This is a genomic window from Aquimarina megaterium XH134 (genome assembly GCF_000520975.1).
GTDB lineage: Bacteria > Bacteroidota > Bacteroidia > Flavobacteriales > Flavobacteriaceae > Aquimarina > Aquimarina megaterium.
The window spans coordinates 142792-155774 of record NZ_JACB01000004.1 but is presented as its reverse complement, the minus strand read 5'-3'; the positions used below and the strand labels follow the sequence as shown (position 1 = coordinate 155774).

8 protein-coding genes are annotated in these 12983 nt (G+C 32.3%); 3 read left to right on the top strand and 5 right to left on the bottom strand.

The window, feature by feature from the left end; genetic code table 11:
* Positions 1 to 8 precede the first annotated feature (8 nt).
* The 3 genes from Z053_RS0105765 to Z053_RS0105755 are packed head-to-tail and all read left to right on the top strand — an operon-like array spanning position 9 to position 4300.
* Positions 9 to 1679, top strand: a complete 1671-nt coding sequence (locus Z053_RS0105765) for a RagB/SusD family nutrient uptake outer membrane protein (protein WP_025664090.1) — start codon at positions 9 to 11, stop codon at positions 1677 to 1679.
* A 31-nt stretch (positions 1680 to 1710) separates the two neighbouring features.
* Complete coding sequence (locus Z053_RS0105760; protein ID WP_025664089.1) at positions 1711 to 2823, top strand: SusF/SusE family outer membrane protein; 1113 nt, start codon at positions 1711 to 1713, stop codon at positions 2821 to 2823.
* Positions 2824 to 2851: 28 nt separating this feature from the next.
* Positions 2852 to 4300: an alpha-amylase gene (locus Z053_RS0105755; RefSeq protein WP_025664088.1), complete on the top strand. Its 1449-nt coding sequence runs from the start codon at positions 2852 to 2854 to the stop codon at positions 4298 to 4300.
* Positions 4301 to 4629: 329 nt separating this feature from the next.
* On the opposite strand, the gene Z053_RS31340 is transcribed toward Z053_RS0105755, so the two are convergent.
* From Z053_RS31340 to Z053_RS0105725, 5 genes are all read right to left on the bottom strand, one after another.
* The gene (locus tag Z053_RS31340; RefSeq protein WP_160170052.1) at positions 4630 to 4770 is read right to left on the bottom strand and encodes a hypothetical protein; all 141 of its coding nucleotides are present in this window, start codon (positions 4768 to 4770) and stop codon (positions 4630 to 4632) included.
* Positions 4771 to 5397: 627 nt separating this feature from the next.
* Positions 5398 to 6654 (bottom strand): hypothetical protein, encoded by a 1257-nt coding sequence (locus Z053_RS0105740; RefSeq protein ID WP_025664086.1) that lies wholly within the window; start codon positions 6652 to 6654, stop codon positions 5398 to 5400.
* A 3-nt stretch (positions 6655 to 6657) separates the two neighbouring features.
* Positions 6658 to 8397: an erythromycin esterase family protein gene (locus tag Z053_RS0105735; RefSeq protein WP_025664085.1), complete on the bottom strand. Its 1740-nt coding sequence runs from the start codon at positions 8395 to 8397 to the stop codon at positions 6658 to 6660.
* Positions 8398 to 8415: 18 nt separating this feature from the next.
* Positions 8416 to 10638: a prolyl oligopeptidase family serine peptidase gene (locus Z053_RS0105730; RefSeq protein ID WP_025664084.1), complete on the bottom strand. Its 2223-nt coding sequence runs from the start codon at positions 10636 to 10638 to the stop codon at positions 8416 to 8418.
* Between the two features lie 506 nt (positions 10639 to 11144).
* Positions 11145 to 12842 (bottom strand): tetratricopeptide repeat protein, encoded by a 1698-nt coding sequence (locus tag Z053_RS0105725; protein ID WP_025664083.1) that lies wholly within the window; start codon positions 12840 to 12842, stop codon positions 11145 to 11147.
* Between the last annotated feature and the right edge of the window lie 141 nt (positions 12843 to 12983).

The window sequence follows — 12983 nt, the reverse complement described above, 5'->3', positions numbered from 1 at the left end:
ATTAAGAAATGAAATTATATAAGATTTTTTTATACGCATTTCTATCCATAGGTATCTTCACCTCTTGCGAAGGGGATTTGGATATCGAATTAGAAGATGATGATGATTTACTAGCGAGTGATGTATTTAATACTCGAGAAGATTACCTTAAGGCTCTTGGCGGAGTATATGCAAACTTATCATTGGTTGGTCTTGATGTTGATGCTAACGGTGATCCTAATCAATCCAACCTTGCTGGTATCGATGCCGGAACCAGTCAATATATTCGAGGTTTGTTTAGTATGCAAGACGTATCTACCGATGAAGTGATATGGACCTATGAGAATGATCCTGGGATTCGTGAGATCCAGAGAAATACATGGGATGCCAATAATGTTATTGTCCTTGGTTTTTGGGCAAGAGCAACTTTTGAAATCTCTCTGGCAAATGAATTTTTGCGCCAAACTACAGATACCAAATTAGATGAGAGAGGTGTATCTGCAGCTCTTAGAAGTGAAGTTAAAACCTTTAGAGCAGAAGCTCGCGTATTAAGAGCATTAGCCTACTATCATCTTATGGATCTATATGGTCGTGCTCCTTTTGCAACAGAAAATGATCAGGTAGGATTTATAAGAGTACAGGAGATTAAAGGTCAGGCATTATTCGATTATATAGAAAAAGAACTTCTCGAAGTAAATGCAGATCTATTAGATGTAAATCCTAGTCAAAACTATGCTCGTGCAGATAAAGGAGTAGCAAAAATGATTTTGGCCAAGATCTATCTAAATGCCGAAGTGTATTTAGGAGCAGGTAATGGTCGTTATACAGAATGCGTACAAACAACCCAGGAGATTATTAATAGCGGGTATTCACTAACACCTAATTATCTGTATAACTTTATTGCGGATAATGATGCTAATGGTGCTCAAAACGAAATCATATTTCCTATTGTAGGTGATGGTGCAAACGTAAGAAACTTTGGTGGTGCATCAATCATCATCCAGGGGCAACAAAATGCAGATGGTTTTAAACCTACTCCTGCTTCATTAGGAGTACAAGGGTTTACTACACTGTATAGAGCGAGAAAACAATTCTCTGAGTTATTTGTTACCGATCCAGTTTTTCAAAATGATGATAGAAATACTTTGGTGACTCAGGATATTAGTTCTGATCCGGCGAATACAGATCCTCCTGTAGACAGACCTATCGAGATAGGATCTGATTTTACAGATTTCTCAAAAGGATATCTGGTCTCTAAATATTCTAATATAAAGTCAACCGGTGAAGCCGGACAAAGTGTAAGATTTGTCGATACCGATTTTCCATTATTCAGGTTAGCCGATGCTTATTTAATGTACGCAGAGGCTCATCTTAGAAGTGGTGGTGGTGATCGAGCTACTGCCCTGGGATATGTAAATGCGCTTAGAGAAAGAGCATTTGGAGATATGTCTGGAAATATTACAGATTCTGAACTCACCCTAGATTTTATCCTTGACGAAAGAGCCCGAGAATTATATTGGGAAGCTCACAGAAGGCAAGATTTAATCCGATTTGGTAAGTATACCGGTGGGACCTATAACTGGAGATATAAAGGAGGAACACCTAATGGGTCTTCAATCTCAGATAATTTTAAACTATTTCCGGTTCCGGCATCCAGTAGAGCTGCTAATCCTAATCTAGGACAGAATACTGGATTCTAAAACAACGATTACAAATTTAATTTACTCAGTCATGAAAAAAATATCAATACTACTATTTGCATGTATCGCTGCACTTTGCTTCAATGCGTGTGTAGAAGATGAAGAACCAACGTTTGTTATTCAAAACGAACAAACAGAAGGGCCTTTAATTGTAACTGCTAATTCTACAGTTAGTCTTGTTAAAGATTTAGAAGATCAACGTGCTTTTACCTTAGTTTGGGAAGATGCAGGATATAATATTAACACCCCTATTACCTATACTATAGAAGCTGGTCTGGGAGGTACAAATTTTGAAACAACCTTAGATCCTGCGGTTATTGCGACTACCACTGATCGTTTTTATAACTGGACAATTGGCGAACTTAACAACCTTGCTATCGGATTAGGTATAGAACCTGATAAAGAAGGAGCGATAGATCTACGAGTAATCTCTTCTATCGGGACAAATGGTGGAAGTTCTATAACATCTAATGTAACATCTTTAACGGTTACTCCTTATGCCACTGTACTTCCTCAAAAAGATCTTTTCTTAGTAGGTAGTGCAACTGCAGCAGGATGGGATAATAACAATAACAACCCTGCATTAGTAAGAGATCCTAATAACCAAAATGTATTTAAATTCACTGGTAAATTTTTAGGTGGTGGTGATATCGCATTCAAATTCTTAGAGGTATTAGGACAATGGCAACCACAATGGGGATTAAGCGGCGGTAGTTTAGCAAGTAGCGCTACTCTTGGTTCTGACCCAGATACATTCTCTGTTGCTGCAGAAGGTTATTATACACTCGATGTAAACATTCAGGATTTAACGTATACCGTTAATGCATTTGATGCTAGTGGTGCGACCGATTATACCGCTCAGGGTATTGGTATTATTGGTGATTCTACTCCAGGAGGATGGGATAATGATACCGATCTTACGCAATCTGCTTTTGATCCGCATTTATGGTATATCAATGGTATCGTATTAACCAATGGTGAAGCTAAATTTAGAGCAAATAACGCCTGGGATGTAAACTGGGGTGGAGATACTGCAATAACAGGATATGCTACTGATGGTGGTCCTAATATTCCTGTAGCTGCAGGAACATACAACGTATGGTTCAATGATTTAGACGGAAGCTATGTTTTCATCATTCAATAATAAATCAGTATTCACTTAAAAAATTGAAATGAAAAACATTAAAAACATATCAACCAAAACCATCCTCCTTTTAGGAGGGTTGGTTTTTGGATTGACCGGTTGTTCTGATGATGACGATACTGCAAACGATGCAGCACCCATAATCACAAGTCAATCTCTAAAAATGGATTTGACAGCGCGTAAAAAAGAAAATGCAGGCGTATTCATGCAAGCTTTTTATTGGGATACCGAGCCTGCAGGAGAATGGTATAATGAAGTAAGCACCAGGATTGAAGACTATAAAGCGTCGGGAATTAATAGAATATGGCTTCCTGCGCCGGGAAAAGGTGCTTCGGGAGGTTTTTCTATGGGATATGATCCTTCTGATTATTTTGATGTTGGTGAGTTTGACCAGCACGGTACCGTAGAGACCCGTTTCGGATCCAGACAAGAATTAGAAGATCTTATCCAAAAAGCACATGCTAATGATATAGAGGTGATTGCCGATATCGTCATGGGGCATAATTCTGGAGGAGGAAAACAAGCCAACCCTTTTCGCGGGGGTACCGAAGTATATTCTTTGTTTAATGAATCAAACGGAAATGCCTCTGGTAAATTTAACCGTTCTAATGAGCATTTTCACCCTAATGATATTCATGATCACGATGATCAGGCTTTGTTTTTTGCCGAAACAGATCTTTGCCATGATCAACAATATGTACAGGATTGGTTATGGGGTAGAGATGATTCTGTTGCAGAATTTTATAAAAAAACCCTAGGTTTTGATGGATGGCGTTTTGACTACGTAAAGAGTTTTGATCCTAAATGGGTTAAAGCCTGGAATGCTAAAATTGGTGGTTTCTCTGTAGGAGAAAATTTTGATGGAAACCAACAGGTACTAAAAGACTGGGTAGATGCATCTGGATCAACAGCTTTTGATTTTGCATGTTTCTACAGATTAGATGAAACTCTCGACAGAGCCAATGATCTTACTGCATTAGGTGAAGCCGATAATATGCTTAGAAAACTAGATCCAGCTAATGCTGTTACTTTTGTCGCTAATCATGATACCGAAAAAGATGATAATCCCGAGAATAGAATAAGCTATAATAACAAGCTACTCGCCTACTCTTACATTCTTACTCATGATGGATATCCAACTATTTTTTATCTTGATTATGAAGCTTTTAAAGGGCAACTTAAAACCCTTATCCAAATCTATACTACATTAGCGGTCGGTGATGTCGAAATACTTGAAGCCAATAAGGATGAGTATATCATGAAAAGAAGCGGTAGCAGTGATAACCCTGGACTAATTCTATATATGAATATTGGCCAGCAAACAAAACAACGTGTTGTAAAAACCAACTGGGCAAACAAAACCCTGGTTGACTATACCGATAATTCTAGAGCGACTCCTACTACAGACGCAGAGGGTAATGCCACACTACAGGCACCTGCAGGAGGATATGCCATATGGTCTGTGACCAAAGAATAATAGTACATCATTCTTTATAATTAGCCCATACATACCCATCAAAAGAGTGCTTTTCAGCACTCTTTTTTTATGTGTTTTTTTATCATCCCGCTGAAAAACAGGACTGGGATCCATAGTAAAGTCGTTACTTTAAAATAGATCCCAGTCTTTACTCTACTTTATCTCATGTTAACGTGAGTTCGGCTTTAGAAAATTTACGTCAGTCAGAGTGATTTTCGATAGAAAATTGTATCGAAGACAAGTGAATTTTCAAGAAAAGCTTTATATCAAATTTACGTTAAGTAGGGTTAAATAACACACCAATCTATAGTATGCATTCATAACCAAAACTAAGCTTTACCCAATAAGGGGTGATGTGTACCGTATCGTATTTCTCGTGTTTTTGCATTGATATACTGCATCCAATCTACTGGATTATCCGTTTTCCTCTTAGGGATATATGCACTTTTTAATAGTAATTTCTTTTTCATAACAATGTGTTTTTATTCAATTTTTGTTGTTGTTATGAATATATATAACCAATCATGATGCCAAAAATGGTTTTTCCCTATGTATTGTAGTGTTTATAGGCCTTAATCGACAGGTGTTAGACCGCTATGGTATAAGGGTAATATGGTTCTTATGGTAATTTTTTGTGTAATGACTTGGGGTCAAAAAAGCTATTCTCGATAGTTCTACAGAGCTTGTCGAAGTGCAATTTTTCTTCGTTTCACTATGAAAAACCACTACTATTGACATATTTCATAATGATTTGTTTTTCATAAACTTATAAACTCTTAAATTTCATCTAATTTCCTTTGATTTGGCTTTCTGTTCATTTTCTTTGCTTGCCCAAAGAAAACGAACCAAAAGAAAAGGCACTTTTTTCAAGGTATTTTTCAATCTTATTGAAAACCAGATTTATTGTGCTAAAATCTTTCCAAGGCTTCAAGATTTTTTAACCCAAAACAAATCTTATACTGGTGAAAAAAGATTTCAAAGCCCTGCTTTGAAACGTCAGTTTAAACACTGGATAAAATTTTTATTGGATGTCTCGAATTGACGTTTTTTTTATATTATTAGTTTTAAAATGTACAGCGAGTTCTATACATGATTTTTTATCGATTATAAGGATATTCATTAATCCAATTAAAACCTCTTCCGGTAAGTAAAAAATCTTTTTTGTCTAATCTTTTCGTTTTACAATCAATCGTATCCTTCATAAAAATACCTTTGATATGCATTGTAGAATCCGTTTTACTATAGTTTAAAGTATACACTTTTGTAGAATCTTTACGATGTGTTAACTCTATTTTTTTGTGGATCGTATCGATTTTTGATTTATAATTTTTACCAGACATATCTGTTCTATATAACCGTATAGATTTTAACCATTCAATAGATACAAACCTCCATCGTATGGTATCTGTAAGAATAGGTGGTACCTCTCTAGAGTTGACTTTAAAATCGGTAACCTCATATAAGCCATACAAAGGCGGCTTAGGAGCACTAGGCCCATATTTTTTGCTGGATTCTATAGCATCTCCAATATTAGAATAAAGGAAAAAAACTACAGCGATCCATTTTACAGTATTTTTTATTTGTAATCGTTTTTTAATGGTAAATGGTTCTTTGTGCTGGATAGGTACTGTTGGCTTATTGAGCAGGATAACATTAAGTAATCGTTTTAAGTGAGGTGCCATGATAAGTAATACCATGATCAGTAATTCTGATGAATATAGTTTTACAGGAACATCATAACAAAAATTGATCAACACAATATTTGTCAATACCGGTATTAATATCATTCCACCAAGTATCACCGTTTTTCTGTGAAAAAGCAATAGCCCACCGATCATTTCAGCTAAACCACTAATTATAGTGTACCCTTTTGATGCTCCCATAAACGTCCAAACTAATCCCATAGGAGAAGATTCCCCATAGGGTAGTAAAAGTCTATAAAATGAAGGTTCTCGAAATTGTAAGGGAATTACTTTTACAATACCATAAGAAAGCATTACATATCCAACATAATATCGCAGAAATACCAAAAACCAGTAATTAAGTTGCTCATAATTTCTTTCCTTTTTATCAAAAAATGACCAAATAGCTGTAACCATAGCAGCTACTACTATAAAAAATAACACCAACACATAATCATAGGTAGTATCTCCACTACCATTGGTAAACACAGTGATCTCATAATCTAATTGTAAGATATTCTTGCTGATCCAAGGAATTATAATATGATATAAATCAACAATAGGATCTTCTACAACATCTAACTTAGGAATGATATTTATAGGAAACGGAAAGGTTAACAATCCAAAAAAGACAAGTAAAAACCTAAGTAAGATTTTATTGTTGGTAATCATAGTTTATTGTTTCTTTAATCGCTTCTCAATTTCCTTTTCGCCTCCAGGGGTAAGAACCGCGCTAGAAGTTTCTTTGATAAAGATCATGCCATCAAAATTTTTACCTGGTGATATATCAAAAGCCGGTAGTATACCATAATCAAGGCTCCAACTGGCTCCTCCTCGATATGTTTTTCTTTCTTGACTCAAAAAAGTAGTAACTGTTTTAGATCGCGATGATTTAACAAAATCAATAAAGAAAATATCCTTATCGGCTTGAGCAAAATACCAGTCTAAGCTTCCTTCTTTGGCAGGAGGAAGAGTAAAAACTGCATTTTTATCATATTTTTTTTCTTTAGCATTATAATTCATTGCTCTAAAACTTCCCTGATTCGTAGAAAAACCAATGGCATAATATTTTTCTGCTATATATTCTTTTAAAATACTACCTAGAGGTCGAGCTTTGCCGCTTACTTTTGTTTTTATATTTTTTGAGATATGAGTATTATGAGCCCAAAGTACCATTTTAGCCCCTGGCTTTTCATTTTGTAATATTTCTAAAACTGTTTGTGCCATATATTCATCGCGAATATTAATATCAAAAGCTTTTCTATATTTTCTATCTCCAACCTCAACACCTTGTATGATCTTTCTTAAATCTGAAATAATCTGCTCATATATTTGTTTTGATGTTTGATCAACTAGTTTAGCTTTGTTTAAGATAAGGTATGATAACAAGGTATATAATTTTTGTCTTTGTAAAGACATATCGTTTCTGTTGGGGTTGTTTTTTAATTTTTTAAATAATGCATCTACATCTATTATTAGCAATCCATTAGTATTTGTTTTTTTAACGAAATCACTTATTCTTTCATATGCTAAGTCAAGCCCAACCATTTGAGTATCTACTCCAATAAATTTTACCTTTTTATTTTCTGAAACTGATAGGTTATAGTTACGCATCCATTCGATCATATCGATTACTTCCTCTGTGTTCCAAATCCAAAACCCTTGAGCGGTCAATGCATCTCTAATTATGCCTTTCCCTTTCAAAACATAATCATTGATTGGTTTACATCCTACATGGCTTGCCTCTATTGCAAAAATGGTAAATCCCATTTCTTTAACCAAAAACTCCAACATACGATGTTTCATCTGGAAGATTTCCTTAGTCCCATGACTGGTTTCTCCCAAACCAACAATTTGAACATCTTTAAAAATAGATTTTATACTGGAAAGATCGGTAAGCCCAGTTTCTGCTTTTACATCATTTACTAGTATCGATTGATCTTTAATCCAAGAAATTACACTATCTTTTCGTGCTTTTCTTCTGTTTTGTAATTGAAAATGTTCTTTTTCAGAAAATATTCTATATTTTGAAACAATATAACTACCATCGATGTTATCAATATAATTTTGTCTGGTAGAATCTGTAAATCTCTTAGGAATAAGAGGACTAACTTCAAAATGATATACGCCGCTTTTTTCTATAGGTAATTCAACGATTTCTAATCCATTTTTTCCATTAGGAGAATCAAATTGCTTCAAAGTATCATTATCTGGTGAGAAGGCAATGATTTGCAGATCTACATTTTTTTGTAGTAGATGCAATTGCAGTAATTCACCATTATTAAAATTTACTTTATATAAGTGCTTTTTATTTCCTTTGAGTTTGGCTTCTTGACCTTTTTCAAATACCAATACTGTCTCTTGACCAAAAGCAGCTAGAGAGAATACTAAAAATAAAAGGGATACGTTTTTCATTATTATTACACCTTAGGATCATTCTTTAGGCTGATAATCTGGGTGGCCAGTTTGCCAGAGGGCAAATGCATAATAATCAGCATACTTCTGATAAGTCTTCAACTTATTATCCCTTACACTATGCCCTGATTCAAAATCTACTGAAAATATAATAGGATTATTTGAGGTAGTAGCTTCTTGAAGTCTCGCTATGAATTTTCCCGAACTCCAAATAGGAACTCTAGAATCTTTGTATCCTGATGCTATTAGTACTGCTGGATAATTGATATTATTTTTGATTTGATGATATGAATCCATTTCTAAAAGTGCTTTAAATTCAATAGAATCCTTAACCGTACCAAATTCTTTTACGCTATTCAGTCCATTAGTAGCTATTTCAGAACGAATCATATTCATTGACGGAACATCTCCAATAGCTACTTTAAATAAATCCGGCCTTTCTGTAATTGCTCTACCCATCATAATTCCTCCTGCGCTACTACCTAGAATAGCAATTTTATTAGGTGAGGTATAACCTTTCTCAATCAAGTATTCTGTACAAGCGATAACATCCTTCCAAGTATTGGATTTAGTAGTTTTAAATCCACCTTCATACCAATCATTTCCTTTTTCACTTCCTCCTCGAACATGAGCATATACAAGAATACCCCCCTCTTTTAACCAAGTTATTGTAGATGAACGAAAAGCTGGTTTCATGGATAAACCATAAGATCCATAACCTCTTATCAATGTTGAGTTTAAACCATTCATCTCGATATCAGTGTTATGTATTATTGATAAAGGAACCATTTTACCATCATGAGACTCAATTTCTATTTCTTTTATTTTTATACTTTCAAAACTATCTGTAGTAGTATTAATTACTAAAGCATCTGAAATGAATTTGTCTTTATTAAAATCATAAAGATATTTTTTGATGGGATTAGTCCATCCTGTAGTAATTACGTTTAAGTATTTACTATTTAATCCACTTGAACTTATGACAATTCTCCCAGAAACTTGGGGTAGTTCAATTTCGGTTTCTTTACCATCAAGAAAATGGAACAATCTTGCAACAACACCATTTTTTAAGGTGGTATAAAACAACCCATTTTTAGTATATTCAAAATCTGTTATTACTTGGTCCTTTTTTTCTGGAATTATAATTATAGGGTTAGAAAAATTAGGATCGTTTATTGATGTTTTACAAATTTTAAAATTAGAACTTTCTTTTGCTGTTAAAAATATTAATGAATCTTTTCTGTGTAAGTATTTTTTTATTTTTTCTTGTTTAGTAAACAATAATTTCCATTTAACCTTTGAGTTATTTAGCTCTTTTATATCCGCAGAATAGGTGTCGGCATAAGGGCTGGGTCCAGCAATCATACCAAATAAATAAGGATCTGTTCTATCATAATAAGAAACGATAGGAAAATCTTCAGGCTTCAGATTTAATTGAGGGTGAGTTATCCTTGAAAATAGTTTTTTATTGACTGCATCTGCAATTATATAAAGAGTTGCTATGGTATTGTGAAAATATGAAGGATCACTGCTTTTAAAATTCGGTGCATGTTGATAGATAAACCCTGAATTATCAGGTAACCAATCGATTCCCTCAAGTGAAGCAGGAGCTGCATTAGAAGTAATACCATAGATTTTCTCTTTTGTTAGTAAATTGATAAGTATAAGTTCTGATATTTCTTCATCTGGTTTCGCAAGGCTAACCACAACTTGGTTTCCATCCCAATCTGGCCTAATATAATTGATTTTATATTTAGAATTATTCTTGTATGTAGCAGGATCAAATATTAGGGAATCCTTATTAGAATTGAAATTTGAACGAAAATATAATTTACTATAATTCTCTTCTAGTGATTGTTTTAAGAAAAAATATTTCCCATTCTCCCTTCTTATTTTTCGAGAAATTTTAAATTCACTTTTTTGATCCAGTTGTTTTTGTAAATCTATTAATCGGTCTCTACCATGACTAATAGCTTGTAAAACATTTTTTGCCAAACTATCTTGTTTTTTTAGCCACCTAATTACAGTTGAGTCTTCTAAATTTTCAAGATTTATATATTCATCTATAATCTCCAATCCATGATAATTAAAAGACATAGGTTTTTTATCTACTAAGGGATAGTCATATTTTGTTACTTCGCTACATGAAGAAAACGATATGATGATATAAATTAATAACAATAATATATGGTATATCCTTTGTCGAAATAGCATGCTTTGTGTGTTTTTATTTTCAGGCATATTAATAGAGATTAGAATGTGAATTTTGAATATATCAATAAAACTTAATATACCCAACCTAATAAATTGAATCAAGCTTAATAAAGAAATTAATAATAAAGCAAGGGTAAAGTTTTAAAATTCATAAATATTATAATAAAAAGATCATAAAAATACTTTTACAAAAATATCAAACCTTTCTACATAATATAAAAAGGTTTGATATTCTCAAGAAATTGAATAATTTATTATTATTGTGTGTCACAGACACCATCAGAGCATTCATCTAATTCACTATTACAGGTAACTTTAGAGCCACCCTTAATTTTTGTCAAGTTATTGATCTTTGCGATTTTTAACTTTTTTAGAGACAATTTTGTATTAATCTTTTTTTTCATTATTCATTATGGTTTTAATAATTTGAAGATAAATTTCTAAATAATTTTTCTTAAATATCTGGATAACATTAAAGGAAAAATATTTTACATATCGTAATTCCAGAATTACAGCATATACCTAGCTGAAAATCAGTTGTTTATTTTTTTTATGTAATATGTTGGTGAAATACCATGTACTTTGCGAAATGATCTAACAAAAGATTCAGATGTATTAAATCCTATTTCTCTTGCAATAGCCTGTAGAGTATAATTTCTTAGTTTACTATCATTTTTTAATTTCTGAGTAACATAATGAATTCTAAGTTCATTAATATATAGCACAAAACTTTTTTTCTTATGATAATTAACTACTTTAGATATATATTTAGAATTTGTTTTAAAATCATTAGCCAATTTACTTATTGTTATGTTCGAAGATAAATAGTTATGATTTTCTTCAAACTTAGCTAGTTGTTCAATTATCGAGTTAACAATGTCTTCAGAAATCCCAATATTTGTTTTTATTTCTATATTGTTTAGATTATCAGGTTTGCTTTTCTTTTCAGATATATTATGAAGAATATTATTATACCTTTTTTTATACACAAGTTGTCTCGAATAGCTATAAACAAACAACCCTAGTATTAAAACACATATAGCAATTGTAATCCATAAACCATACTGGGTTTTTCTTTTATCTTTAGAAAGCGTTTCAATTAATTGTTTTTCCTGCTTGAGCAAATTAGGAGTGTCGTATTGTTTTACAATTCTATGTGTTAAAGATTTATAGTTTTTATAAAGTAAGCTATCATATTTGATCAGTTTCTGTGTGTAAAGTAGTTGGTTATTTATATCTTTATTTTTCTTATAATAATCAATTAACATCTCATATCCTTTTCTAGATTCTAAAGATGTAAATCTTGTTTCTTGTATATATTGATCAAGTTTTTCTAGACTACTAATTGACTTGAGGGATTTACCAAGCTTTTCATAAAGTTTTGCCTGATATAAGTATGCATTCACTATAAATTCCTGAGTTACATAATATTTGTTTTTTTCTATAGAAGGTAAAGCTTTTTGAATACTATCCATAGCAGCATGATATTTATTTTTATCATATAAATTTATACCTTCTCCTAAAACCCCATAATAGTAGTAAATTTCATAATTATTATAGGCAATATCTATAGCTCTTCTATAATAATATGAAGCAGAATCATTTTGTTTCAATTTTCTGAATGAATTTGCAAGAGCTAATAGCGTGTTAACTTTTCTTTTGGAAGGATAATCGAACGAGTCTTCAAATTTAAGCACTTGTTTAAAAACTTTTATCGCTTCTCTATCTTCTCCAATTTTTGATTTTAAACGGCCTATGTTATGACTTGTTATATAATAAAACCCTTTATGTCCATTTTTTTCTGCATATTCTAATGCTTTTAAATAACTTTCTAATGCTTTAGTATAATAACCATTAGTATAATATAATCCTCCAAGGTTTGAATAAGATACCGTTGGATATTTTTTGTGATTAAGGTTTTTACTTATTTTAATAGAACTATCGAGGTAAGCAATTCTGATAGGCAAATTATTAAAATAATTGAATGATACTAATCGATATCCTCTTGCCTGTTCTAAAGCATTATTTTCTTGTTTTGCTTTTAATAGTATAGAATTGGAATATATGGTTTTATATAAGGTATCACTAAGCTTATATTTTCTATACGATTTAAGCAATTCCTCAAAAGACTTTTGTTTTAATGAATCAGGAATTTTTTTTTCTTGACTATAGGCAAATAAAGGAAGCAATAATAAGAATAAAAATAAAACGATTTGGATTATAATTTTCATAAAAATTCACCTCTCTTTTCTACTTGACCTAAGAGATCAATTACATTCATTTTGAATTCAAATATAATACATTAAGCATTAACCAAACTAGACTTAAACACCTAATAAACAAATACATATTTTAAATTATTGTTTTCGAAA

Excerpts from the sequence above, each read along its gene's own strand:
- Z053_RS0105765 (WP_025664090.1), top strand. The coding sequence starts at position 9 with ATGAAATTATATAAGATTTTTTTATACGCATTTCTATCCATAGGTATC.
- Z053_RS0105760 (WP_025664089.1), top strand. The coding sequence starts at position 1,711 with ATGAAAAAAATATCAATACTACTATTTGCATGTATCGCTGCACTTTGC.
- Z053_RS0105755 (WP_025664088.1), top strand. The coding sequence starts at position 2,852 with ATGAAAAACATTAAAAACATATCAACCAAAACCATCCTCCTTTTAGGA.
- Z053_RS31340 (WP_160170052.1), bottom strand. The coding sequence starts at position 4,770 with ATGAAAAAGAAATTACTATTAAAAAGTGCATATATCCCTAAGAGGAAA.
- Z053_RS0105740 (WP_025664086.1), bottom strand. The coding sequence starts at position 6,654 with ATGATTACCAACAATAAAATCTTACTTAGGTTTTTACTTGTCTTTTTT.
- Z053_RS0105735 (WP_025664085.1), bottom strand. The coding sequence starts at position 8,397 with ATGAAAAACGTATCCCTTTTATTTTTAGTATTCTCTCTAGCTGCTTTT.
- Z053_RS0105730 (WP_025664084.1), bottom strand. The coding sequence starts at position 10,638 with ATGCCTGAAAATAAAAACACACAAAGCATGCTATTTCGACAAAGGATA.
- Z053_RS0105725 (WP_025664083.1), bottom strand. The coding sequence starts at position 12,842 with ATGAAAATTATAATCCAAATCGTTTTATTTTTATTCTTATTATTGCTT.